We start from the raw sequence: 25,169 nt of genomic DNA, 5'->3' as shown, positions 1-25,169 counted from the left end.
CATGGTCGCCAATCCTCATCTTCCGGTTCTTCTCGATCTCCTCGGGGTCTTCGCCGCCGCGGTCGCGGGGGCTTTCGCGGGTCTGCGTAAGGGCCTTGATCTGGTCGGCATCCTGGTCATCGCGGTCGCCTCGTCACTCGGAGGAGGGATGATCCGGGACGCCCTGATCGGTGCCACCCCGGTCGCGGCGATCTCGGACTGGCGCTATTTCGCGGTGGCGCTCGGCGCGACCGCGGCGGTGCTGTCGGTGACCAACCGCCGAATGAGTGATTCCAAGCTGAAATCAGCCATCGAGGAAGTGCGCGGGCGGGCCGTCCGGTTCGACCGGATCGCACTTGTCGCCGACGCGTTGACCCTCGGCCTGTTCGCGGTTTCCGGCACTCTCAAAGCATTGAATTACCATCTGCCGGTCTTCCAGGCCGCGCTGCTCGGCACGGTCACCGCGACCGGCGGCGGGGCAGTGCGCGACGTGCTGGTCAACGAGGTGCCGATGGTGCTCCAGCGGGAGCTGTACGCGGTCCCGGCCTTCGTCGGCGGACTGCTGTTCGCATTGCTGGAGCGGCACGGCTTCGTGGTGCAGGGCTACCTCGCCGCGGCCGGCTCGGTGGTGATCACCGCGGCCATCCGCCTGATCGCGGTGTGGCGGGACTGGCACGCGCCTCGCCCCGGCGCTGTCGCATAGCGCCGGGGCGAGTCTGATACAGCTTTCCTACGTGGTGTTTCTCACAGGGTGAATCTCAATACCCACCCCATCCGATCGGGTGATAGGCGGATCAGTTCACGACGTGCGTGGTCCAGTTCGCCGGGTCCGTGCCCAGCGAGGTGATCCGGTCCAGCAGGCCCTGGGCGCCGCCGACCGAGGCCAGCGGGTCCTGTCCGCCCTTGCCGGGGACCTCTCCGACGCAGATGTGCAGTCCGCCGGAGTCCTTGCAGACCGGCTTGCTGGTCGGCGCCGTGCCGGGAGAACCCTTGCCGATGAGCGCGGACACCTTCGGGTCGACCGGCTGCTGCTGGGTGCGCGGGTCCTGCCAGCCGGTCGGGATGACGGAGATGTCGAAGTTCCCGCCGGTCGCGGTGTAGCTGAGCCCGACTCGGAACCCGCCCTGGCCGACCACGGCCGGGTCGTCCAGTGAGGCCTCCCCGAGCACCGCGTCCTTCGGCATGCCCTCCACGTGGATCGGCAGGGCGACGGCGGAGCCCTCAGTCGCCACCTGGCCGGCGACCTTGATCAGCAGGGCCTGGAGCTCGGCGCCGTGGATCTGGTAGTCGCCGCCGAGGCCGTACCAGGACCCGGACGCGGTCTGCCACATCAGCGACAGATCGGCGGGGATGCTCGGGGCGTCGCCGGGGTCCGACAACAGGTAGGCCTTCGGGCTTCCCGGAACGGTCACCTCCGTCTTCGTGTAATAGGACGGCAACTGCGGCTCGGTCGGTGAGGACGTCAGCGCCAGCGTCGGCGGTGTCACCGGCCCGGAGGGCGAGGACTCGGACTGCGCGGTGCGTGCGGTGACGCTGTTCCCGTAGTCCGGACCGGTGAGGTAGCTCGCGGTCTGGAAGCCGGCGGGCAGCCAGGTGAACCGGCCGACCGCGGTCAGCGGGTCGGTGCCGGTGAACTGGCGCCCGGAGGCCGCGTTCTGACCCGCGGCGGGCTTGTCCGGCGAGGTGCCGCCGAGCCCGTTCACCACCAGCGCGCAGGCCGCGACCACGGCCACGCCGCCGCCGATCGGCGCCAGCCGCGCGGTCAGCACCCGGCGCCGGCCGTCGGTCCGGGCCTTGCCGACGTCCACGGTGCTGACCGGGGCGCCGGCGTACTCGGCCGCGGCCAGGTCGTCCAGTGAGGTCTTCAGATCAAAGGTCATCAGGTCCCCTCCATAACAGGAGTCGGATTCGGATCGAGGATGCCTCGGAGAGTGGCCAGGCCCCGCGCTGTCTGGCTCTTCACATTGCCGGTCGAGCAGCCCATGGCCTGCGCGGTCTGCTCGACCGACAGGTCGCAGTAGTAGCGCAGCACGACTGCCGCCCGCTGCCGCGGCGGGATCCGGAACAGGGCCTTCTTCAGGTCCAGCCCCAGTTCCAGGTCGCTCAGGACGGCCGGAGTCGGCTCCGGATCGGCCGCGGACCCGCCGCCGCCGAACCGGTGCAGGACCGTCCACTTCGCCCACCCGTTGCGTTGCTCGGCCAGGTAGGTGTTGATCAGCGTGCGGCGGGCGTAGCCGTCGACGTTGTCGGCCCGGCCGGCCCGGTGCCAGTGCGCGTAGAGCTTGGTGATCGCGCTCTGTACCAGGTCGTCGGCCCGATGCCAGTCCCCGCAAAGCAGGTACGCGACCCGCCGCAGCCAGGCTTGGCGTGCGCTGACGTACTCGGTGAACTCGGCGTCGCGGTCAGGCTTCGCCATAGGCACCCCCTCGGTTTCGGTGTCCGGACAATCACCTGATGCGGTCGGGGGCGCGGGAGGTTGCACTGGCCGGGACGGTCCTGAATCCGGCTGATCCGGTCGTGGGGGAATCTCGCATGGGCCGGACCGTGACCTCGGCCCGACGCGTGCGGTAGTACTAGTGGGGAAGCGGTGGCCACGGACCCCCGGCCGCCGCCACGGGCAGCCCACTGGTGTGCAGGGTGATCAGTGGGCTGCCCGGTTCCCCGGTTGGCGCATTCGGGGTAGCCGCTCCGGGCGGCCGGTTAGCCAGTCAGTCGGCCGACCGGCTCAGTCGATCTCAGCCGACCGCAGCCGATCTCAGTCGATGACCAGGTCGATCTCGGGCTCGTCGGTCCCCAGGTCCAGGTAGCACGCGCCCGGCTCCACGTACTCGGTCCCGCCGGGACCGTTGATGTGGATCCCGGTGAACACCGCCACGTGCGCCGGCTGCGGCTGCCCCTCGCGCAGCACGCTGATCACCTTGTGCGTGTCCGCGGTGATCACGTCGCGCGCGATCCGGGTGAGCCCGGCCAGGTCCGGCACCGGGCCCGCGGGCAGGAACGGCGGGATGCGGTCGCGGAGCATGCTCTGTTCCGGGTCGGCCAGGTCCAGGAAGGGATAGTCACCGGTCGGCGCGTTGTCGCCGCGCAGCTCGTCGTGCAGCGCCATCAGCGCGCCGCAGGTGTGCGAGACGCCGGGCACGCCGGGGCGCTCGACGTTGCCGATCACGCCGTGCGAGTCCAGCCCTATGTGGGGCAGTGCCACCACGATGAAGCGGCGGACGCCGTCCTCGACCGGGGCGTGGCCGGAGGCGGCGAGGATGCCGGTGCGGCCCAGGACGAACATCCCGCCCAGGCCGGCCATGTTGAAACCGGCGCCCCAGGTGTCGTACAGCCGGGCGGTGATGGTCACCGCGAGCTCGTCCCGGCAGGTCGCGACCAGCGGCAGCGTGTTGGCCGCGTGGAAGCCGTGCGGGGCCAGCAGCTCACGCGTGGCGCGCACGAAACCGGTCGCCGGAATGGCGGACGGGAACATGGTGCGCAGGACCTTGGAGGCGGCGGTCGGGGTGCTGCTCATGTCTTCCGTCGAGGTGCTGCTCATCTCTTCCATTGGCACGATTGTCACTGGACTCGCCCGACCGGGCCAGCCGCCGCCCGGGTGAGCGTGCTCACAGCGGCACGCGGGCCGAGGTCCGGGCGGTGCCGGACACCCCCGGGTTGGTGCAGCCCGGTGGCACCCACTAGAGTGTCTTGATGTCGAGATACTTTCCGCAAGCGAGAGCTGGGCCATGGCAATGACCTCCAAGAACAGCTTCGGCGCCCGCGACACCCTCGCGGTGGGCGCGCAGTCGTACGAGATCTTCCGGATCGGCGCCGTCGAGGGCTCCGACCGCCTCCCCTTCAGCCTGAAGGTGCTGCTGGAAAACCTCCTGCGCACCGAGGACGGCGCCAATGTCACGTCGGCCCAGATCCAGGCTCTGGGCCAGTGGGATCCGAACGCCGAGCCGGACACCGAGATCCAGTTCACGCCGGCGCGCGTGATCATGCAGGACTTCACCGGCGTGCCCTGTGTCGTGGACCTGGCCACCATGCGCGAGGCCGTGGCCGAGCTGGGCGGCGACCCGGCGAAGATCAACCCGCTGGCCCCGGCCGAGCTGGTGATCGACCACTCGGTGATCGCCGACGTCTTCGGCCGCCCGGACGCCTTCGAGCGCAACGTCGAGATCGAGTACGGCCGCAACCGCGAGCGCTACCAGTTCCTGCGCTGGGGCCAGACCGCCTTCGACGAGTTCAAGGTGGTCCCGCCCGGCACCGGCATCGTGCACCAGGTGAACATCGAGCACCTGGCCCGGGTGGTCTTCGACCGCAACGGCCAGGCCTACCCCGACACCCTGGTCGGCACCGACTCGCACACCACCATGGTCAACGGCCTGGGCGTGCTGGGCTGGGGCGTCGGCGGCATCGAGGCCGAGGCCGCGATGCTCGGCCAGCCGGTCAGCATGCTGATCCCGCGGGTGGTCGGCTTCAAGCTGCACGGTGAGCTGCCCGCCGGCGCCACCGCCACCGACCTGGTGCTGACCATCACCGAGATGCTGCGCAAGCACGGCGTGGTCGGCAAGTTCGTCGAGTTCTACGGGGCCGGCGTCGCGGCCGTCCCGCTGGCCAACCGGGCCACCATCGGCAACATGTCGCCGGAGTTCGGCTCCACCTGCGCCATCTTCCCGATCGACGACGAGACCATCAGCTACCTGTTGCTCACCGGCCGCCCGGCCGAGCAGCTGGCGCTGGTCGAGGCCTACGCCAAGGCCCAGGGCCTGTGGCACGACGCCGCCCGCGAGCCGTCCTACTCCGAGTACCTGGAGCTGGACCTGGCCAGCGTGGTGCCCTCGATCGCCGGCCCGAAGCGCCCGCAGGACCGCGTGATCCTGGCCGAGGCCAAGGGCAAGTTCGCCGAGGTGCTGCCGACCTACGCCGCGCAGGGCACCAAGCCCACCCCGGTCACGATGGAGGACGGCACCCAGGCCGTCATCGACAACGGCGCGGTGGTGATCGCCTCGATCACCTCCTGCACCAACACCTCCAACCCGCAGGTGATGATCGGCGCCGCGCTGCTGGCCAAGGCCGCGGTGGAGAAGGGCCTGCACGCCAAGCCCTGGGTCAAGACCACCCTGGCGCCCGGCTCGAAGGTCGTCTCGGACTACTACGAGCGCGCGGGCCTGACCCCGTACCTGGACAAGCTCGGCTTCAACCTGGTCGGCTACGGCTGCGTCACCTGCATCGGCAACTCCGGCCCGCTGCCGGAGCCGGTCAGCAAGGCGGTCAACGAGGCGGACCTGGCGGTGGTGTCGGTGCTGTCCGGCAACCGCAACTTCGAGGGCCGGATCAACCCGGACGTGAAGATGAACTACCTCGCGTCCCCGCCGCTGGTCGTCGCCTACGCCATCGCCGGCACCATGGACTTCGACTTCGAGAACGAGCCCCTGGGCTTCGACACGGACGAGAAGCCGGTGTTCCTCAAGGACATCTGGCCCTCCACGCAGGAGATCCAGTCGGTCATCGAGCAGGCCATCACCGCCGAGATGTTCGCCAAGGACTACTCCGACGTCTTCCACGGCGACGAGCGCTGGCGCTCGCTGCCCACCCCGACCGGCAACGTCTTCGAGTGGGACACGGACTCCACCTACGTCCGCAAGCCCCCGTACTTCGAGGGCATGGCCGCCGAGCCGGCCCCGGTCGCCGACATCCACGCCGCCCGCGTCCTGGCCAAGCTGGGCGACTCGGTGACCACCGACCACATCAGCCCGGCCGGCAGCATCAAGGCCGACAGCCCGGCCGGCAAGTACCTGGCCGAGCACGGCGTCGGGCCCCGGGACTTCAACAGCTACGGCTCCCGCCGCGGCAACCACGAAGTGATGATCCGCGGCACCTTCGCGAACATCCGGCTGCGCAACCAGCTCCTGACTGACGTCGAGGGCGGCTTCACCAAGAACCTGCTCACCGGCGAGCAGAGCACCATCTACGACGCCGCCCAGGCCTACCAGGCCGCCGGCATCGCGCTGGTGGTCCTGGCCGGCAAGGAGTACGGCTCGGGCTCCTCCCGCGACTGGGCCGCCAAGGGCACCGCGCTGCTGGGCGTCAAGGCCGTCATCGCCGAGAGCTACGAGCGCATCCACCGCTCCAACCTGATCGGCATGGGCGTGGTCCCCCTCCAGTACCCGGCCGGCCAGAGCGCCGCCTCGCTCGGCCTCACCGGCGAGGAGACCTTCGAGATCACCGGCCTGGAGGCGCTGAACGACGGCGGCATCCCGCGCACGGTGAAGGTGAAGGCCGGCGATGTGGAGTTCGACGCCGTGGTGCGCATCGACACCCCCGGAGAGGCCGACTACTACCGCAACGGCGGGATCATGCAGTACGTGCTGCGGAACCTGCTGAAGAAGTAAGTGGTCTGATGAAGTAGCGGAACGCTGATGAAGCAGCCCCCGGCCCTGATCGGCCGGGGGCTGCTTCATACTCCCAGCCGGTGCAACTCGTTGACGGCCACCAGCGCCCAATGCCGGTCGGTGCCGGTCGCCGCGCGGGTGAACCACATCCGCGCTTCCGGAACGTCGCGGCGGCGGACGGCGATCACACCGAGGAAGACCATCGCGGCCGGTGCGGTGTCGGGGTCGCCGATCGCGGTGACCGCCAGGAAGGACAGCCTCGCGCCGAGCAGATCGCCTTCGGTGTAGGCGAACATCGCGCCGTCGTAGAAGGCCCGTGCTTCCTTGCGCAGCACTCTCGGGATGTTCGCGGGCGGGCTCAGCGATCGGGCTATGGCCGCGTGGCCGCCGATGGGTTCGTTGGGCGGCGAGTCGGGTGCGTCCTGCGAACCCAGGGGGACGAAGGGCTCCTCGGCCTGATCCTCGACCTCGGCCGCGTCCTCAACCCCGTCGGCGTCCCCTGCTCCGTCTGCGTCCCCGATGGCGCCCGTCTCCTCCGCCTCGTCGATCTCGCTCTCGATCCCGAATTCGTGCGCGGCCAAGGCGTCCAGCGGCGCGCGCAGTTCCTGAAACTGTATGTCGGAGGTCGGCCGGGGATCCATATCCGAGGACATGCCGTCTTCTTACCCGCGGTTTAACCCCGTTCCTCGATTCTGAGGATGTGAGCTATTGAGCGAGGCAGGGAGCGGGCAAGCATGGACGAGAACAGATCGGCCGTCGCGCATCTGCTGCGGCGCGCCGGGTTCGGCGCGAGTGGAGCGGAGATCGACGCCGCCGCGAAGGCCGGGTACGAGGCGACCGTGACCGCTCTGCTGGCGCCGACCGGGACCGACCCCGGTGCCGCCGCGACGCCGTTGCCCGGCTTCCCGGCCATGAAGGTGCCCAAGAAGGGCAACGCGCAGTCGGACTACCAGCTGGTGGGCTGGTGGCTGGCCCGGATGGCCGCGGTCACCCAGCCGTTGGCGGAGAAGCGCACCTTCTTCTTCCACGGGCACTTCGCCACCTCGATCCAGAAGGTGGCCAGCCCCGGCTTCATGGTCCAGCAGAACCAGACGATGCGGACCCTCGGCGGCGGCGATTTCGGCACCCTGGCGCACGCGATGGTCCGCGATCCGGCGATGATGCTGTGGCTGGACAGCGCGGGCAACACGCTCAAGGCGCCGAACGAGAACCTGGCCCGCGAGCTGATGGAGCTGTTCACACTCGGCGTCGGCAACTACACCGAGGACGACGTCCGGGCCGGCGCCCGCGCCCTCACCGGCTGGCGTCTGGACGGCGACGGCAAGGCCACCCTCGTCCCCAAGCTGCACGACGACACCCCCAAGACGATCCTGGGCAAGACCGCGGACTTCGACGACACCTCGTTCGTCGACTGGATCCTCCAGCAGCCGGCCTCGCCGAAGTTCGTCACCGGCCGGTTCTGGGACCGCTTCGGCATGCCGGGCCCGATCGCGGCCGACGTCTCCGCCCGACTGTTGGCCGCCTACGGTCCGAACCGCGATGTCACCGCGCTTCTCAGGGCTCTGTTCCTCGACCCCGTCTTCCAGGGGCCGCAAGCGCGCTACGCCTTGGTGAAGCAGCCCACTGAATATGTCGTCGGTGTTCTCAGAGCCCTGAAGATCAAGGTGGACGCGAGCGCGAACTCCAAGGACGACCAAGCGCTCCGCACCGCCCTCAACGGCCTGGGCCAACTGCCCTTCTATCCGCCGAACGTCGGCGGCTGGCCCGAGGGCACGGCCTGGCTGACCACCGCCGCGTCCCAGACTCGCTTCGCCTTCGCGCAGTGGGCCGTGGCCAAGGGCGATCTGTCGCAGGTCCAGAACAGCAGCCCATCGCAGCGCATCGACGCCGTGGCGCACCTGCTCGGCGTGGACGCGTTCACCGACCGCAGCACCGCCGCGCTCAACGAGGTCGTGGCCGAGCCGGCGCAGCTGGTGACGCTGGCCCTGCTGGCGCCCGAGTACCTCGTGAACTGAAAGCACGCCCGACACCGCAGCCAGAATCTAAGGACTCGATCATGGACACAGTGACCCGCCGCCGCTTCCTGGAGTTGTCCGGCGTCATGTCCACCGGCGCGTTCGCGGCCGCGTGCTCCTCCTCGCACGGCCACCCCGCGGCCGCCCCCACCCTGACCCCGGGCGGCCCGACGACCTCCGGCGCGCAGCTCGGCGCGGCGGCCCAGCACTCGCCGCTCACCCCGGGCCAGGGCGTGGTGGTGCTGGTGACCCTCTACGGCGGCAACGACGGGCTCAACACCGTGATCCCGTACGCCGACCCGGCCTATCACGACGCCCGCCCGGACCTCGCCTACACCGCCTCCGACATCCTCGACCTCGGCGACGGCCTGGGCTTCAACCCGGCGATGACCGGACTGCACGAGTTGTGGCAGCGCAAGCTGTGCGCCGTGGTGCGCGGCGTCGGCTACCCGCAGCCCAACCACAGCCACTTCGTCTCCATGGACATCTGGCAGACCGCCACCCCCGGCGAGCCCACCGGCTCGGGCTGGCTCGGCCGCTGGCTGGACGCCCAGCCCGACGACCAGATCAGGGCCCTGAAGGCGATCTCGGTCGGCGGCACGCTCCCGCCCCTGCTCGGCGGCACCAAGACCGCCGGCAGTTCGCTGCCGATCGGCCAGTTCCGGCTGCCCGAGCCCGGCCCGCTGGACAACGGCTTCATGGCGCTGGGCCAGCCCTCGGCGCAGGACTCCGTGCTGGCCGCCTACGCCTCCCGCGACGTCGCCGACCTGTTCACCGTCGCCAAGACCTTCAGCCCGGCGCTGGCCTCGGCGTCCACGACCGCGGGCAAGACCGCGTCCAAGGCTGCGGGCAAGACTGCGGGCAAGGCCAAAGCCGCCGCCGGCGGCGCCGCCAAGGCCGCGAAGACCTCAGCGCTGGCTCAACAGCTGGACATCGTCGCCGAGTGCATCAACGCCTCGGTCCCGACCCGGGTCTACAGCGTCAGCCTCGGCGGCTTCGACACCCACAGCGCGGAGAAGGGCACGCAGTCCCAGCTGTGGGGCGAGGTCGACAAGGCCGTCGTGGACTTCCAGAACGCCATCGCCGCCGGCCCGCACGGCAAGAACGTGGTCACCGTCCTCTACACCGAGTTCGGCCGCCGGGTGACGGCCAACGCCAACGAGGGCACCGACCACGGCACCGCCGGTCCAGTCCTGGTCGTCGGCGAGCCGGTGAACGGCGGCTTCTACGGCGAGCAGCCCTCGCTCACCGATCTGGACGACGGCGACCTGAAGTTCAACACCGACTTCCGCAGCGTCTACGCCACCTTGCTGGACAAGGTGCTCGGCGCGGATCCGGCCCAGGTGCTCGGCCAGGACCAGCCGCGGCTCGCGTTCTTGTGACAGCTGTCTGGATCCTCGGCACACAGCGCACACTGTGCACACAACGCAGCTGAGCGTCCACCACGGCGCCGCCCGATCCCGGAGCGGCGCCGAACTCATGTTCGCCGCGGCTCGGTAACGGCGGTGTCGTCGTGTGAACACCCTGCGCGCGCCATGTGAAGATCATGTAGAAGCAGCGTGGAAGCGCCAGGGCGGCGCTCAGGCCGGGCTTAGACTCTCTGCCGTATAACTGGAAGCCAGGGCGTCTGTTTCAACTGAAGGAGGATCGGGTGGCACTGCTGGAGGCGATCCAGGGTCCGCGCGATCTGGACAAGCTCAGCTCCGAGCAGCTCATCGAGCTCGCCGCGGAGATCCGCGCTTATCTGATCCCGACCGTGGCGAAGACGAGCGGGCACATCGGCCCGAACCTGGGCGTGGTGGAGCTCACCATCGCCTTGCACCGGGCCTTCGACTCGCCCAAGGACACCATCTTGTGGGACGTCGGCCACCAGTCCTACGTGCACAAGCTCCTCACCGGGCGGCGTGACTTCTCGGCGCTGCGGCACGCCGGCGGGATGTCCGGCTACCCGGCGCGCGCGGAGTCCGAGCACGACGTGATCGAGAACTCCCACGCCTCCACCGCCCTGGCCTACGCCGACGGCATCGCCAAGGCGCACCAGGTGCGCGGCGTCACCGACCGCCAGGTCGTGGCGGTGATCGGGGACGGCGCCCTGACCGGCGGGATGGCCTGGGAGGCGCTGAACAACATCGCCGCCGCCAAGGACCGCCCGGTGATCATCGTGGTCAACGACAACGAGCGCTCCTACTCCCCGACCATCGGCGGCCTGGCCGAGCACCTGGCGACCCTGCGCACCACCCAGGGCTACGAGCGCTTCCTGGAGTGGGGCCGGGGCATGCTCGGCCGCACGCCGGTCATCGGCACCCCGCTCTACGAGGCGCTGCACGGCGTGAAGAAGGGCCTGAAGGACATCGTGGCCCCGCAGGGCCTGTTCGAGGACCTGGGCCTGAAGTACGTCGGCCCGGTCGACGGCCACGACATCGCCGGCATGGAGGCCGCGCTGCGCCGGGCCCGGCACTACCACGGCCCGGTGATCGTGCACGCCATCACCCGCAAGGGCGAGGGCTACCCGGCCGCCCGGAACAACGTCAACGACCAGCTGCACCAGGTCGCCGTGGACAGCGACCCGGAGACCGGCCAGCCGCTGGTCCCGGCCGGCAAGTCCTGGACCTCGGTGTTCTCCGAGGAGATGGTCCGGGTCGGCGCCGAGCGCGACGACGTGGTCGGGATCACCGCCGCCATGCTGCACCCGGTCGGCCTGGCCAAGTTCGCCGAGGCGCACCCGGACCGGATCTTCGACGTCGGCATCGCCGAGCAGCACGCGGTCACCTCCGCGGCCGGCATGGCCTTCGCCGGGCTGCACCCGGTGGTGGCGATCTACGCGACCTTCCTCAACCGCGCCTTCGACCAGGTCCTGATGGACGCCGCCCTGCACAGCGCGGGCGTCACCTTCATCGCCGACCGGGCCGGGGTCACCGGCAACGACGGCGCCAGCCACAACGGCGTCTGGGACATGTCGATCTTCCAGGTGGTGCCCCGCCTGCGCATCGCCGCCCCGCGTGACGGCGCCCAGCTGCGGGCCCAGCTGCGCGAGGCGCTGGACGTCGGCGACGCCCCGACCATGATCCGCTTCTCCAAGGGCGCGGTCTGCGCGGACATCCCGGCGGTCGCCAAGGCCGGCGCCATGGACGTGCTGCGCACCACGGCGGGCACCGAACTGGCCCCGGACGTGCTGCTGGTCAGCGTCGGCGCGATGGCCGGGGTCGCCCTGGACGTCGCCGAACGGCTGGCCGACCAGGGCATCGGCGCCACCGTCGTGGACCCGCGCTGGGTCAAGCCGGTGGACCCGGCGATGCTGATGCTGGCCGCCGAGCACCGCCTGGTGGTCACCGTCGAGGACAACGTCCGGGTCGGCGGCGTCGGCTGCGTGGTCGCCCAGATCCTGCGCGACGCCGGCGTGTACACCCCGCTGCGCGACTTCGGCGTCCCGGCGGAGTTCCTGGACCACGCCAACCGCGGCGAGGTGCTGGAGCGGATCGGCCTGACCGGCCAGCGGATCGCGCACGAGGTGGTCGGACTGGTCGCCGGGCTGAGCAACGGGCTCGGTGGCGGACCGGGCGCGAACCGTGCCGACGCCGCTGCCGCGAACGCTGTCGCCGCGAACGGTGCCGCCACCGAGGTATCGGCCAACGGTGCCGCACCGAAAGTAACGACACTGTAGCAGTCTGCTGAGCTTAGGGGGTTGCCTCCCCGGCCGCCCGTGCGTGGGAGGTAACCTCTGTTCCATGGGCGGCGAGGCGTAATACGAAGATGGTCGCCACCGACGCTCCCTCAAGACCTGGCCCGGGCCTGGCAGAACCCCCGGAGCCGCAGCCCTCCTGGCTCCGGCGCGCTTGGCGCAACCCGCGTTTCCAGCGGGTGTGGACCACGCCTCAGGCGTCCTGGACCCGAGTGGTCCTCCTGTTTCTCGCAGTCGCCACGATCACGCACCTGCCGGCCTTCAGCCGTACCTTCTGGAACCCCGACGAAGGCTTCCTGGCCACCCAGGCCCGCGCCCTCAACACCGAGAGCGGGCAGTTCTACCAGATCATCGTCGACCGCAAGCCGCCGCTGCTGCCGTACGTCTACGCCTGGGTCTTCAAGCTCTTCGGCGACCACGGCCTGTCCACGGTGGTGGTCATCCGGGTGCTGGCGATCGGTGTCCACGTCGTCACCGCGATCCTGATCACCCAGATCGCCAAGCGCCGCTACGGCCAGCACGGAGTCTGGGCCGGTCTGCTCTACCTCCTCGGCTCCGCGGGCCTGGCTCCCGAAGACTCACAGGCGGCCTCGTTCGAGGTCTTCATGCTGCCGTGGACGTGTGCGGCCTTCCTGCTCGCCGACAGTGCCCGCCGCAACCGCGGCCACGCGATCCCGCTCCTGGCGGGCTCCGGCGTGGCGGCGGCCCTGGCCACCCTGACCAAGCAGACCGCGGGCGTCACGATGCTCCCGGTCGCCTGGCGCGCGTGGAAGGACCACCGCTGGCGCGGGCTGGCCACGGTCATCCCCGCGTTCCTGCTGCCGATCGTCGGCGTCGCGTTCTGGGTCGGCTTCGGCGACTTCTTCTTCTGGGTCTTCACCGGCAACAGCGGCTACCTGACCTCCCTGGGCTCCTTCGCCACGATCATGGCCCGGTTCTGGGGCAACTTCGGCATCTTCGCCGGCGCCTCCGCCGCCGCGTTCCTGTCGATCATGTACATGACGGTCCGCAACGGCATCATCAAGGCCGACGCCGACCTCTGGCTCTGGCTCGCCGGCGCCGCGGTGGGCGTCTCCAGCGGCTTCCACTTCTTCGGCCACTACTTCCTGCAGATGCTGCCGCCGATCGTGATCCTGGCCACCGGCGCACTGCACCGCAACAGCTCACGCCTGCGCTGGACGATGCTCGGCGTCACGGGCACCACCGCGACGCTGTTCCTGACGCTGGCGTTCACCTGGCCGCGCACGGACATGGAGCACAACTGGGAAGTGGCCCAGGAGGTGCAGAAGGTGGCCGGTCCCGGCAAGTCGGAGCCCATCATCGTCTGGGGCATGGACCCCTCGATCTACTTCATGTCGGGCCAGATCCCGGCCAGCCGCTTCATCACCGCCGGCTTCCTGTCCGGCTTCGCCGGCGGCGGCGACCAGACCAGCGTGCCCCCGATCGTCTACACGCCGAACAGCCCGATCGTCGGCATGGCCCAGGACATCCTGAACCTTCAGAGGAAGGGGCAGGAGCCGGAACTGTTCGTCGACGACTCCTGGGGCAAGCCGTACCAGCCCAAGGACATCGGCGTCATCGCGGACCTGGTGAACAACTACTACTCGCTGCGCAAGGGCGTCGACCACACGTTCATCTATCAGCTCACGAAGCCGGACGGGCTGCGGGTCTGGGCGCAGACGATAGTCGACGACGGGATGCAGGACGTGTGGGACAAGAACCAGTGGGATTTCCTCAATCCGTCTGATGGGAGCTAGCGGCGGCTTTCACGAGCCCGCGCTCGATCAGGCTCTCGGCACTGGCGAGGATCGCCTCCTCGGCAGACCGCGGCTCCCACCCGAGTACCCGCCGCGCCTTTCCGCCGTCCACGGGCTTGACCTTCCCGAGCTCCGGCAGATACGGCCGCAGCGACGAGTCGAACAGCGCCGCCACCCGTACCAACGCATTCGGCAGCGCCCGCGTCGGGACCCGCCTGCCTGCCGCCCCGAGCTGATCGTGCAGCACCCGGGCGATGTCGGCGATCCACATCGGCGGACCCGCCACCGCCAGGAATTGGAGGCGGGCCGCAAGGTCCCCGCCGCGCGCCGAACCATCCGCGCGCTCCTGGACACGGTTCCCTGACGTCCACTGACGCGCCGCCGGGGATAATCGACCCCATGTCGCCGACGGTACTCACCCAGGACACGCTGAACCGCACGCTGCTGGCCCGCCAGGGCCTGCTGACGCCGCACGCCGGCGCCCTGGCCGACACCGTCGAGGCGATCGGCGCGATCCAAGCGCAGTACTGGCCGGCCGTCGCGATCTCGCTCATCACCCGCAACCGCACCGCGAGCCTGGAGTCCGTCTACGACGCCTTCGAGCGCCGCGAACTCGTCGTCGGCTCCTCGATCCGCGGCACCGTGCACGCCGTCAGCAGGGCGGAGCATCCGCTCTACGCCGCCGTCTCCGAGGCGACCGACGCCGATATCGTCGCCGCGCGTAACGAGGGCAAGGATCCCGGGATGCGGGCGTTGCGTGCCGCGGTTCTGGAGTTCGCGGCTGAGAAGCCGCGCGGTGCTGCTGAGTTCGCGGACTTCGCCGCGCAGTGGGTCGAGGCGAACCCCGGCCGCATGTCCGAGCCCAATCTGGAGTACCACCAGTCCCGCAATTGGCGCCCGATCTACCGCAGCAATGCCCTGATCCGCTTTCCGTCGGACGGGCGCTGGGCGCCGGCCACCGGTCCCAAGACCTACCTGTACTCACCCGAGCGCGCGGCCGATCCCGACGCCGCGATCGCCAGCCTCGTGCGGCGCCATCTCGCCGCGTTCGGCCCGGCCGCCGCGGACGACACCGCGGCGTGGCTCGGGCTCAAGGTGACCCGTGCCCGCCCGATCCTCGAAGGCTTCACGGATCTGGTCACCTACACCGACGAAGCCGGTCGCATCCTCTACGACCTCCCCGACGCCGAACTCGCCGACCCGGCCGCCAAGGCCCCGCCGCGCCTGCTCCCGCGCTTCGACAGCATCCTGTTGGCGCACAACGCGAAGCACCGTCAGCGCATCATCTCCCGCGAGTACTGGGAGCGCGTCTACAACGGCAAGAACTTGCAGATCCTGCCGTCGTTCCTGATCGGCGGCTATGTCGCGGGCATCTGGTCGGTGGAGGCGAAGAAGAAGACCGCAACGCTCACCCTGGAGCCGTTCCACAAGCTGGCCAAGGCCGACGCCAAGGCGCTGACCGCGGAGGCGGAGCGGGTGCTGCGGTCGCAGGCCCCGGACTCCGCCTCACACGCGGTCGTGATCGCCGACTGATTGCCGACTGACCGCCGACTGATCCTCGACGCGTCGCCGGTTGGGGCAGGACCTCAGCTCTCGAACATCGGGAAGATGTTCTTCAGCGCGGTCGCCCGCCCCTTCGGCTCCTCCCACTCCTCCTGCCGGCCCAGCGCCGTGATGTCCAGGATCGAGTACGACCCGGCGAAGTCCACCCCGCGAGCGTACGTCGAGTAGGTGTGGAACACGTCCTCGCCGACGCGGAGGAAGCAGCTCATCCCCGGCTGCTCGCCCGGGTCGTCGGCGTACCCGCCCAGGCCCGCCGCCCGCAGCTCGGCCTCGTCGCGGTAGTTCCAGGTCACCGGCTCGCCGGGGCGGAAGGAGACGTTGAAGTCGTAGTTGAAGTCGCTGTGCTGCGCGGAGTAGAAGGGCAGGTCCCAGCCACGCGTCGCGCTGTAGGCGGCGAGCTTCTCGTACGGCGCGCGGGCCACGAACACGTACCGCGTCTCGCGCTCCTCCAGGTGGCGGAACAGCCCGCCGGACATCTCGTCGATCCCGGCCGTGCAGTTCGGACAGGCCGCGTCCCACTCCGGGTCGAACATGACATGCTGCACGATCAGCTGATGGCGCTGGGAGAACAGGTCCAGCAGCCCGACCTCGCCATCGGGCCCGATGAACGTGTACTTCTTGTCGACCCGGACCATCGGCAGCGACCGGCGCTCGGTGTTGAGGGCGTCCTGCGCCCTTCTCAGCTCTTTCTCCTTGGCCAGGAGGGACTTGCGCGAGGCAAGCCACTCTTCCCTGGTCACGACATCGGGAAGGCTCATGGGGCGCACGGTACCGCCGGGGTCTGACAGGAATCGGCACCCCGGCGGCACGAGCCGTCAGTACCGAGACTTCGGCCGCTCCTGGAGAACGTCGTCCAGGTAGATGTCGACCTTCTCGTTGTAGACGGCCGCCAACCCGGTGATCTTCTGGACCTCCGGGAACGGCGTCCGGTAGCCCCAGATGATGTCGTTGTGCACCTGCTCGCCGATCTGCACCGACCAATACGTCGCCGCCCCCTTGTACGGGCAGTGCGTCACCGTCTCCGACGGCCGCAGGACGTCCTGGTTCAGCGCCGTGATCGGCACGTAGTAGCGCGGCGGCAGTCCGGTCTCGAACAAGATCATGCTGTTCGGCGAGTCGGCCAGTACCACCCCGTCCAGCTCGGCCCGGAAGTGCCGGCTGGAGGCCAGCACGTCGATCCGGCTGTACGGGTCGCGCGGGTGCGTGTAGATCGGCTCGTCCTCCTCGAACCAGTCGAAGGCGTCGAAGTCGAAGCGGACCGCGTCCCGCAGCTCCTCCAGCGGCGACTCCGGCACCGTGCGGGCCTTGCCGGCCGCCGTCGCGCCGCCGACCAGCACGTCGTGCACCTGGGCGTCGCCGCGGCTCGGCGAGTGCTCGGACTCCCCGGTCGGCTTCAACTCGGCGAGCACGTCCTTGGCCGGTACGTAGTAGGTCGGGTAGAACGGCTTCTCCCAGACGAGCAGCGGCCGCAGCGTGTCCGCCACCAGCCGGTTCTCCAGATAGAGCCGCACGCGCTTGGCGCCGGTCTCCACTTTCACGCGCCCGCGGGCGTTGTCGGCCATGGTCCTGCCGCCTTTCGGATCTGACCGATACCGCGCCGAAGATCAGCCGTCATGATCGGGCTCGGTGATCAGGCACGGTGGTCGGTCACAGTCAGTAACAGTCAGTCACGGATGGCAATGCGCAAGCGCCGGAAGCCCTTGCCCTTGTTCTCCACCTTCAACACCTCGATCTTGCCGATCCATCTCGTCGACTCGACATGGGTTCCGCCATCGGCCTGAGTGTCCAGCCCGACGATGTCGACGATCCGCACTTCCGTCAGCTCCGGCGGCACGAGGTTGGTCGCCGTGCGGATGATGTCCGGGATCGCGAAGGCCTCCTCGCGGGGCAGCACCTTCACCTCGATCCGCCGGTCCTGGGCCACCTCGACGTTGCACAGCTCCTCGATCCGGGCCTTGAAGTCCGGCGGCACCTCGGGGAGGTTGAAGTCCATGCGTGCCGATCCCGGCTCCATATTGCCGCCGGTGACCAGCGCCCCGAAGTCCCGGAAGACGACGCCGGACAGCAGGTGCAGGCCGGAGTGGGTGCGCATCAGCCAGGTGCGGCGCTCGTCGTCCAGCGCGCCGCGCACGGCGGTCCCGGCCGGCGGCAGCGGGTCCTCGTCGTGCGGGATCAGGACCACGTCCTCGCCCTTGCGCACGCCCGCGATCCGGGTCCGCACCCCGCCCCAGACCAGCACGCCCTCGTCCGGCGGCTGACCGCCCCCACCGGGGTAGAAGGCGGAGCGGTCCAGGACGATGCCCTCGCCGTCGGACTTCAGGACGGTCGCGTCCCATTCGCGCAGGGTCTGGTCGTCGAGGTCGAGGCGCTGGGTGTGCGGATGCGGAGTCGCCGTCATGGCCGAAGCGTAATCCGCGGGCTTCGGGGGACGACGCGGAATCGCTCAGACTAGCTGGTAGCCGGCGTCCTCGATGACGTCCCGCACCACGGCGACCTCCAGCGGAGCCGCGCTGGTCACCACCGCCCGCTTGCCCGGCAGGTCGATCTCGACCGCGCTCACCCCGGGCAGCGCGGTCAGCGCCTCGGTGACGGCCGCGCTACAGTGCCCGCAGCTCATGCCCAGCACGCTGTAGGCGACGGTGCTGGCACTCGGGTCGGCGCTGGTGTCGGCGACGGCGGTCATCCACTGCTCCTGGCAAGTTCGGGTTCGGTTAGCGCGGCCGACGCTACGCGGCCAGACCGGATCCAGCGGGCGCCACGCCGCACCCCGGCCTGGATTCCCGCCGAAAGAAGCAGGAGCGCCACCCCGACGATGCCGTCGGCCCAGTAGTGGTTCGCGGTGACCAGGACGACGGTGACGGTCAGGACCGTGTGCAGCGGGCCGATCCAGCGCCACTTGCTCGGCGAGACCCGCCAGACCGTGTAGCCGACCAGGACCGCCCAGATCACGTGCACCGAGGGCATCGCCGAGAGCTGGTCCGGGGAGTTGGCGTCCATCGCCCCGTAGACCGACTGGTGGAAGTACAGCGCGGTGTCCGTCAGGTTCGCCTCGGCGATCATCCGCGGCGGCGCCACCGGGACCAGCTGGATCGCCAGCGCGAAGGCGGTGGCCATGGCCATCGTCGTGCGGGCCCGGGCGTAGTGCTCGCGGTGCCGGACGAACAGCCAGATCAAGAAAATGATCATGCAGGTGAAGTGCATCGAGGCGTAGTACAGGTTGAAGAACTTCACCACGGTCGGGTGCGCCGGGAAGAACAGCCCCTGCACCCAGTGCTCGCTGGGCAGGAACAGGTCCCGCTCGGTGTCCCAGATCCACTTGCCGCGGCTCAGCGCGCCGTCGACCTTCATCACCGACAGCTGCCCGGCGACCTGCCACAGCCCGAACAGCCCGAGCACGGTCCCCAGCTCGCGCGGGAACGGCAGGTACTTCACGAGCACGGGCTTACGTGAGAAGTACATGCCCGCCGCCAGCACCATCAGGATGCCGCACAGCCAGAACGCCATCTGATAAGGCATCATCCAGTGCACGGGGGACTCCAGAAGGCTCAGCGGTGATCAATGGCCCAGCTTAACGTTGCCATCAGGGGAACGGACGCCCGGCTGCCGCCGACGCCCAGCACCTCCCGCCGCACTGCCCGCCACACCGCCTGCCGCACCGCGTCCGCGCAGCTCCGAACCGCCCGTACCCGCGCGATCACAACGGATCTTGACTGGACCCCCCACCGCACACCAGGGTATGAGCCTGTACCGTCAGCACCGTCGCAAAACCCTGAACGTCACACAGCCCGCGGTCACCGTCCCCGTGCCCGCCAAGCGTTGACCCGAGGTAGGCACCTATGCCCGCGCGCACCGGCATGCTCACACTCCAGCAACTCCGCGACCTGATCTCGGTCGGCCGCGTCGACACCGTCCAACTGGCCATGACCGACATGCAGGGACGCTTGCAGGGTAAACGGTTGTCGGCGGAGTTCTTCCTCGACGAGGTGGCCGCGCACGAGGCCGAGGCGTGCAACTACCTGCTGGCCGTGGACGTCGACATGACCCCGGTCGACGGTTACGCCAACGCCAGCTGGGAGGCCGGCTACGGCGACTTCGTGCTCAAGCCGGATCTGAGCACGCTCCGCAACGTCCCCTGGGAGCCGGGCACCGCGCTGGTGCTGGCCGACGTGGTCGACCACCACAGCGAGCCGGTCGTGCAGAGCCCGCGCCAGATCCTGAAGAAGCAACTGGACCGCCTCGCCGAGCGCGGCTGGACCGCCTACGTCGGCACCGAGCTGGAGTTCATCGTCTTCGACGACTCCTACCAGGACGCCTGGCGCAAGGGCTACCGTGACATGCAGCCCTCGGTCCACTACAACGGCGACTACTCGATGCTCGGCGGCGCCCTGGTCGAGCCGCTCCTCAAGCGGATCCGCACCGGTATGGCCGGCGCCGGCATGTATGTGGAGTCCGCCAAGGGCGAGTGCAACCTCGGCCAGCAGGAGATCGGCTTCCGCTACCGGGACGCGCTGACCAGCTGCGACAACCACGTGATCTACAAGAACGGCGCGAAGACCATCGCGATGCAGGAGGGCAAGTCCCTCACCTTCATGGCGAAGTACGACCACCGCGAGGGCAACTCCTGCCACATCCACCTCAGCCTGCGCGGCCCCGGCGACGCCCCGGTGATGGCCGATCCTGAGCGGCCGTACGGCTTCTCGGAGATGATGGAGCACTTCCTGGCCGGGCAACTGGCGTTCCTGCGGGACTTCACCTTGCTGTACGCGCCGAACATCAACTCCTACAAGCGTTACGCACACGGCTCCTTCGCCCCCACCGGCATCGCCTGGGGCCGCGACAACCGCACCTGCTCGATGCGGGTCGTGGGCCAGGGCCAGTCGCTGCGGGTGGAGAACCGCGTGCCCGGCGGAGACGTCAACCCCTACCTGGCGGTCGCCGCGATGATCGCCGCCGGGTTGGCCGGGATCGACCGGGAACTGAAGCTGCCGCCGGAGTTCACCGGGAACGCCTACGAAGCCGACATCCCCCGGGTGCCGGACGCGCTCAGCGAAGCCGTCGACTACTTCTCCTGGAGCGAGCCGGCCCGGGAGGCCCTGGGCAACGACGTCGTCGAGCACTACATCACCATGGGCCGCGTGGAACTCGCGGCCTTCCAGTCGACCGTGACCGACTGGGAGCGGTTCCGTTCCTTCGAAAGGATGTGAGGCCGCATGCCGGCGCCTCTCATCGGACTGAGCATGTACCAGGAGACCGCCACGTGGGGCGCGTGGAAGAACGTCCCCGCCTCGTTGCTCCCGCACGCCTACATCGACTCGGTGACGCGAGCCGGCGGGAGCCCGCTGCTGTTGCCGCAGCACCTGGAGCACGACGCCGAAGAGCTCGAAACCGAGGCCCGGCGAGTGGTCTCCGTCCTGCACGGCCTGGTCCTCACCGGCGGTCCGGACATCGACCCGGCCGGCTACGGCGCCGTACGGCACCTCGACACCGACACCCCGCGCAAGGCCCGTGACGCGTGGGAGTACGCGCTGCTCGCCGCCGCGCTGGAGCAGAACCTCCCGGTGCTGGCCGTCTGCCGCGGCTTCCAGCTGCTGAACGCCGCACGCGGCGGCACGCTGCGCCAGCACCTGCCCGACGAGGCCGTGCACGGCGACGCGCACCGCCAGCAGGTCGGCCAGTACGCCGCGGTCCGGATCGACCTGGACCCGGCCGCGCCGCCCGGCAGATATCTCGGCGCGCACATCATCGCCTGGTGTCACCACCATCAAGGCATCGACAAACTGGGGGAGGGCCTGGAATCCTCGGGCAACGCCCCGGACGGCCTGATCGAGGCCGCGTGGATGCCGGCCAAGGACTTCGTCGTCGGGGTGCAATGGCATCCCGAGGAGGACAGCAAGCCCGAGCTCTTCCGGTCGCTGACCGATGCCGCGACCCGTTACGCCAAAGGACGATAGCGCGTGTACGACCTGATCAACCCGGCCACCGGGGCCGTCTTCCGCAGCGTCGAGATGACCTCCGCCGAAGGCGTCGACGACGCCGTGGCCCGGGCCCGGGAGGCCTTCCCGGCCTGGCGGGACCTGGCCCCGGCCGACCGGGCCCGGCTGCTGCGCCGCTTCGCCGACCTGGTCGAGGCGCACAGCGAGGAGCTGGCCCGGATCGAGGTGGAGAACGCCGGCCACACCATCTCCAACGCGCGCTGGGAAGCCGGCAACGTGCGCGACGTCCTCACGTACTACTCGGCGGCGCCGGAGCGCTTGTTCGGCAGGCAGATCCCGGTCGCCGGCGGTCTGGACCTGACCGTCGCCGAACCGCTCGGCGTGGTCGGCGTGATCGTGCCGTGGAACTTCCCGATGCCGATCGCCGCGTGGGGGTTCGCGCCGGCGCTCGCGGCCGGCAACACCGTGGTGCTCAAGCCGGCCGAGACCACGCCGCTGACCGCGGTGCGGCTGGCCGAGATCGGGCTCGAAGCCGGGCTGCCGGAGGGCGTGCTACAGGTGGTGCCCGGCTTCGGTCCGGAGGCCGGGGCGCGGCTGGTGGAGCATCCGGACGTCCGCAAGATCGTGTTCACCGGCTCCTCGAAGGTCGGCCAGGCGGTCATGGCGCAGTGCGCGGCGCGGGTGAAGCGGGTGACGCTGGAGCTCGGAGGCAAGAGCCCGAACATCGTCTTCGCCGACGCCGACATCGAGAAGGCGGCTGCCTCGGCCCCTTACGGCGTCTTCGACAACGCCGGCCAGGACTGCTGCGCGCGGTCCCGGATCTACGTCGAGGCTTCGGCGTACAACGAGTTCATGGACCACTTCCTCAACGCCTGCCGGGGTGTGGTCGTCGGCGACCTGCTGGACGAGAAGACCGAGATGGGTCCGCTGATCTCGGCGGCGCAGCACGAGCGGGTGTCCGGCTTCGTCAGCCGGGTCCCGGCCGAGCGGATCGCCTATCAGGGCGAGGTCCCCGGCGGCGCGGGGTTCTGGTTCCCGCCGACGGTGGTCACCGATGTGGCGCCCGGCGATGAGATCCAGTGCGAGGAGGTCTTCGGGCCGGTGGTGACCGTGACGCCGTTCTTCTCCGAGGAGCAGCTGATCGAACTGGCCAACCTGACCCGGTACGGGCTGTCCGGCTCGATCTGGTCCCGCGACCTGTCCCGGGCGCTGCGGGTCTCCCGGGCCGTGCAGGCCGGGAACCTGTCGGTGAACTCGAACTCCTCGGTGCGGTACTCCACGCCTTTCGGCGGCTACAAGCAGTCCGGCCTCGGCCGGGAACTCGGCCCGGACGCGCTGGCGGCGTTCACCGAGACCAAGAACATCTTCATCGCGTTGTGAGCGACCGTTTGATGAGCAGCGACCGTTTTGAGAACGAAAAGCAGCGACCGTTTTAAGACCGTTGTGAACAGGAGAGACATGACCGAGCGTCTGGCCGGCCGGGTGGCCGTCATCACCGGGGGCACCGGCGGGATCGGGATGGCCACCGCGCGGCGGTTCGCCGCCGAGGGCGCGCACGTGGTGCTCGCCGACCTCGACGAGGTAGCCGGCAAGGCCGCGGCCGAGGAGGTGGGCGGGCTGTTCGTGCGGACCGACGTCACCGACGCCGAGCGGGTGGCGGCGCTGTTCCAGACCGCCGTGGACACCTACGGCAGCGTGGACGTCGCGTTCAACAATGCCGGCATCTCCCCGCCGGACGACGACTCGATCCTGACCACCGAGATCGAGGCCTGGGACCGGGTGCAGAAGGTCAACCTGACCTCGGTGTACCTGTGCTGCAAGGCGGTCATCCCGTACATGCGGCGGCAGTTCGAGGCCACCGGCCGGGGCGGCTCGATCATCAACACCGCCTCGTTCGTGGCCACCCTGGGCTCGGCCACCTCGCAGATCTCCTACACCGCGTCCAAGGGCGGGGTGCTGGCGATGTCCCGGGAGCTCGGGGTGCAGTTCGCCAGGCAGGGCATTAGGGTGAACGCGTTGTCCCCGGGACCGGTGAACACCCCGCTGCTGAAGGAGCTGTTCGCCAAGGACCCCGAGCGGGCCGCCCGGCGCCTGGTGCACGTCCCGCGCGGGAGCTTCGCCGAGCCCGAGGAGATCGCCGCCGCGGTCGCCTTCCTGGCCAGCGACGACGCCTCCTTCGTGACCGCGTCGAACTTCCTCGTCGACGGCGGGATCAGTGGCGCATACGTCACCGCCCTGTGACACCTCCACTCTTGTAAGGTCTACTCCATGACGAGCAACGTCCCCGAGCCGATCGACCCGCGGCAGCTGCGCGTTTCCGACGCCGATCGGGACCAGGTCGCCGAACGCCTGCGCGACGCGGCCGGCGAGGGCCGGCTCGCCCTGGACGAGCTGGAGGACCGCATCACCGCGGTCTACACCGCCAAGACCTATGCCGAACTGGAGCCGATCACCCGGGACCTGCCCGCGGCCGGCGCGCCGGGGCCCGTCCCGGCCCCGGCCGCCAAGGCCCGCGGCCGGTGGCGCGTCGGGATGAAGCCCCGGCGCCGCAAGTCCTTCGTGTTCATGGGCGGTTCGGACAACAAGGGCGCCTGGGTGGTGCCCAAGAGCTACATCGCGTTCGCCATGATGGGCGGCATCGAACTCGACCTGCGCGACGCCGAGTACGAGGACCGCGAGGTCACGATCAACGCCTCCTGCATCATGGGCGGCATCGAGATCATCGTGCCCGAGGGACTGAACGTCCAGGTACACGGATTCGGCTTCATGGGCGGCTACTCCGGCACCCCGGTCGGCCCGGTCGACCCCGACGCGCCGACCCTGCACGTCCGGGGCTTCGCGCTGATGGGCGGCGTGGACGTCAAGCGTAAGGCGCACCGGGAGGCCAAGCAGGATCCGGACAACCGCCTCGACCGGGGCCGGTATGGGGAGATTGAGGGCTAGTGCCTTTTCGGGCGGCTTTTGCCTGGTAGTTCGGGACTGTGGTTCATGACGTGGTTCGGGGCGTGGTTCGGGGCGTGGTTCGCGGCGCGCCGGTCGTCGGGCGGGGTTCGTTGCGGACTGGTGCTGTGGGCTGGAGTTTGCGGGCCGGGTCGCGGTTGGGGTGTGGGTTCAAAGCTTTTTACGGCCTTCGGTCATGGTTGTGCCGGTTCGGGGTTCGGGTCGGTGGGTGTGTTTGTCGGCTGCCGGTTCCCGCGTGCACAACCCCGCCGCACCTCAGGCCTCTTCAACTCCAGCAAGCCAGCGCAAGGTCAAGAGCTGTGATGAAGGGCCGGGCCTCCGGCGGGCCTCGGCAACCTCAGGGAAACTAGCGCGGTTCCCTCGGGTGGCTGGGTCAGTCTCAGCGGCTGCGGTCCCTGAGGTGGTGCGGTCCGTTCCCCACGGTCGCGTCGTCAGCCCCAAGGGGTACAGCACCGGTGTCCGGGGGTAAAGTCCGCGCGGCTGCGGTTGGGTGTGTGAGCTGCGGTTTTTGATAGCGCGAACTTGACCCCCGGCCACCGGCACTGTAGGCGAAGCCCTGCCGACGCGACCGAGGGGAACGAACCGAAAACCAGCCGGAAGAATGGCAATCGAAGGGCCCGTGGACACCGGTTAGCAATGTCGCTGCCGGTGAGGGTGTTGGTGAGCGCGATATGGGCCCTGCGACACGCCCGGGTGCGGGGTCACGCCTGATGGATGTGAAAGAGCGGCCATGGGATGGCCGGATTCTCACATCCATGAAGATCAACACGCGCTCAGGCGTGTCGGACCGACACAACCTCGACACCAACACACCTGCTCACCAGGCACAACTTAAACGGGGGAGAAAACCATCTTGGCAGCCATCCGCACCCGCCAACCCACAATGCCCACCTGAGCCACTGCCG

Annotated in this window: 22 protein-coding genes; 12 read left to right on the top strand and 10 right to left on the bottom strand. The window is 69.5% G+C overall.

The features are described from left to right. Position 1: 1 nt before the first annotated feature. A complete protein-coding gene (locus IZR01_RS28325; protein WP_194925618.1) occupies positions 2-682 on the top strand; it encodes a trimeric intracellular cation channel family protein in 681 nt (226 codons plus the stop codon). Between the two features lie 91 nt (positions 683-773). Here the strand turns inward: IZR01_RS28325 and IZR01_RS28320 are convergent, their stop codons facing one another. The 3 genes from IZR01_RS28320 to IZR01_RS28310 form a co-directional block, all read right to left on the bottom strand. After that, positions 774-1,859, bottom strand: a complete 1,086-nt coding sequence (locus IZR01_RS28320; protein ID WP_194925617.1) for a hypothetical protein — start codon at positions 1,857-1,859, stop codon at positions 774-776. Beyond that, positions 1,859-2,395, bottom strand: a complete 537-nt coding sequence (locus IZR01_RS28315) for a SigE family RNA polymerase sigma factor (RefSeq protein ID WP_194895444.1) — start codon at positions 2,393-2,395, stop codon at positions 1,859-1,861. The genes IZR01_RS28320 and IZR01_RS28315 overlap by 1 nt, the downstream gene beginning before the upstream one ends. Before the next feature lie 339 nt (positions 2,396-2,734). Beyond that, positions 2,735-3,526 (bottom strand): LCIB family protein, encoded by a 792-nt coding sequence (locus IZR01_RS28310; protein ID WP_194895445.1) that lies wholly within the window; start codon positions 3,524-3,526, stop codon positions 2,735-2,737. 184 nt (positions 3,527-3,710) lie between these two features. Here IZR01_RS28310 and acnA point away from each other — a divergent pair, with 184 nt between their 5' ends. Continuing rightward, positions 3,711-6,356 carry an aconitate hydratase AcnA gene (acnA, locus tag IZR01_RS28305; RefSeq protein WP_194895464.1) on the top strand — a complete coding sequence of 882 codons (2,646 nt, stop codon included), beginning with the start codon at positions 3,711-3,713 and terminating at the stop codon, positions 6,354-6,356. Between the two features lie 65 nt (positions 6,357-6,421). On the opposite strand, the gene IZR01_RS28300 is transcribed toward acnA, so the two are convergent. Beyond that, positions 6,422-7,009, bottom strand: coding sequence for a hypothetical protein (locus IZR01_RS28300; protein WP_194895446.1), 588 nt, complete (start codon positions 7,007-7,009; stop codon positions 6,422-6,424). An 81-nt stretch (positions 7,010-7,090) separates the two neighbouring features. Here IZR01_RS28300 and IZR01_RS28295 point away from each other — a divergent pair, with 81 nt between their 5' ends. The 4 genes from IZR01_RS28295 to IZR01_RS28280 all read left to right on the top strand — a co-directional run bounded on the left by IZR01_RS28295 (position 7,091) and on the right by IZR01_RS28280 (position 13,807). After that, positions 7,091-8,371 (top strand): DUF1800 domain-containing protein, encoded by a 1,281-nt coding sequence (locus IZR01_RS28295; protein WP_194925616.1) that lies wholly within the window; start codon positions 7,091-7,093, stop codon positions 8,369-8,371. 41 nt (positions 8,372-8,412) lie between these two features. Then, positions 8,413-9,753: a DUF1501 domain-containing protein gene (locus IZR01_RS28290; protein WP_194925615.1), complete on the top strand. Its 1,341-nt coding sequence runs from the start codon at positions 8,413-8,415 to the stop codon at positions 9,751-9,753. 269 nt (positions 9,754-10,022) lie between these two features. Next, entirely contained in the window at positions 10,023-12,032 is a 2,010-nt protein-coding gene (gene dxs, locus IZR01_RS28285; protein ID WP_194925614.1) for a 1-deoxy-D-xylulose-5-phosphate synthase, read from the top strand. An 89-nt stretch (positions 12,033-12,121) separates the two neighbouring features. Beyond that, positions 12,122-13,807 (top strand): ArnT family glycosyltransferase, encoded by a 1,686-nt coding sequence (locus IZR01_RS28280; protein WP_194925613.1) that lies wholly within the window; start codon positions 12,122-12,124, stop codon positions 13,805-13,807. On the opposite strand, the gene IZR01_RS28275 is transcribed toward IZR01_RS28280, so the two are convergent. Continuing rightward, entirely contained in the window at positions 13,785-14,078 is a 294-nt protein-coding gene (locus IZR01_RS28275; protein WP_194925612.1) for a hypothetical protein, read from the bottom strand. The two genes, IZR01_RS28280 and IZR01_RS28275, sit on opposite strands and share 23 nt — an antisense overlap. A 128-nt stretch (positions 14,079-14,206) precedes the next feature. Here IZR01_RS28275 and IZR01_RS28270 point away from each other — a divergent pair, with 128 nt between their 5' ends. Then, entirely contained in the window at positions 14,207-15,340 is a 1,134-nt protein-coding gene (locus tag IZR01_RS28270; RefSeq protein WP_194925611.1) for a winged helix DNA-binding domain-containing protein, read from the top strand. 53 nt (positions 15,341-15,393) lie between these two features. Here the strand turns inward: IZR01_RS28270 and IZR01_RS28265 are convergent, their stop codons facing one another. The 5 genes from IZR01_RS28265 to IZR01_RS28245 form a co-directional block, all read right to left on the bottom strand. Continuing rightward, entirely contained in the window at positions 15,394-16,128 is a 735-nt protein-coding gene (locus tag IZR01_RS28265; RefSeq protein WP_194895454.1) for a DUF899 domain-containing protein, read from the bottom strand. Between the two features lie 57 nt (positions 16,129-16,185). Then, entirely contained in the window at positions 16,186-16,932 is a 747-nt protein-coding gene (locus tag IZR01_RS28260) for a DUF427 domain-containing protein (RefSeq protein WP_194895455.1), read from the bottom strand. A gap of 101 nt (positions 16,933-17,033) precedes the next feature. Next, the gene (locus IZR01_RS28255; protein ID WP_194895456.1) at positions 17,034-17,768 is read right to left on the bottom strand and encodes an alanyl-tRNA editing protein; all 735 of its coding nucleotides are present in this window, start codon (positions 17,766-17,768) and stop codon (positions 17,034-17,036) included. A gap of 45 nt (positions 17,769-17,813) precedes the next feature. Beyond that, positions 17,814-18,053: a heavy-metal-associated domain-containing protein gene (locus tag IZR01_RS28250; protein WP_194895457.1), complete on the bottom strand. Its 240-nt coding sequence runs from the start codon at positions 18,051-18,053 to the stop codon at positions 17,814-17,816. Next, positions 18,050-18,889, bottom strand: a complete 840-nt coding sequence (locus IZR01_RS28245; protein WP_228554879.1) for a phosphatase PAP2 family protein — start codon at positions 18,887-18,889, stop codon at positions 18,050-18,052. Before IZR01_RS28245 ends, IZR01_RS28250 begins: the two co-directional genes overlap by 4 nt. A 317-nt stretch (positions 18,890-19,206) precedes the next feature. On the opposite strand from IZR01_RS28245, the gene IZR01_RS28240 reads away from it, so the two are divergent. The 5 genes from IZR01_RS28240 (at position 19,207) to IZR01_RS28220 (ending at position 24,246) form a co-directional block, all read left to right on the top strand. Beyond that, on the top strand, positions 19,207-20,574 hold the full coding sequence (locus IZR01_RS28240) for a glutamine synthetase family protein (RefSeq protein ID WP_194895459.1): 1,368 nt from the start codon (positions 19,207-19,209) through the stop codon (positions 20,572-20,574). Between the two features lie 6 nt (positions 20,575-20,580). Beyond that, positions 20,581-21,321: a gamma-glutamyl-gamma-aminobutyrate hydrolase family protein gene (locus IZR01_RS28235; protein WP_194895460.1), complete on the top strand. Its 741-nt coding sequence runs from the start codon at positions 20,581-20,583 to the stop codon at positions 21,319-21,321. 3 nt (positions 21,322-21,324) lie between these two features. Beyond that, entirely contained in the window at positions 21,325-22,683 is a 1,359-nt protein-coding gene (locus IZR01_RS28230) for an aldehyde dehydrogenase family protein (RefSeq protein WP_194925610.1), read from the top strand. Between the two features lie 78 nt (positions 22,684-22,761). Next, positions 22,762-23,544 (top strand): 3-oxoacyl-ACP reductase, encoded by a 783-nt coding sequence (locus tag IZR01_RS28225; RefSeq protein ID WP_194895462.1) that lies wholly within the window; start codon positions 22,762-22,764, stop codon positions 23,542-23,544. Between the two features lie 27 nt (positions 23,545-23,571). Beyond that, complete coding sequence (locus tag IZR01_RS28220) at positions 23,572-24,246, top strand: DUF1707 SHOCT-like domain-containing protein (RefSeq protein ID WP_194925609.1); 675 nt, start codon at positions 23,572-23,574, stop codon at positions 24,244-24,246. The last annotated feature ends 923 nt before the right edge of the window (positions 24,247-25,169 follow it).

It is taken from the genome of Catenulispora pinisilvae, from assembly GCF_015356865.1.
GTDB classification, from domain to species: Bacteria; Actinomycetota; Actinomycetes; order Streptomycetales; family Catenulisporaceae; genus Catenulispora; species Catenulispora pinisilvae.
The sequence above is the reverse complement of the archived record's forward strand: the minus strand, read 5'-3'. Positions and strand labels throughout refer to the sequence as shown.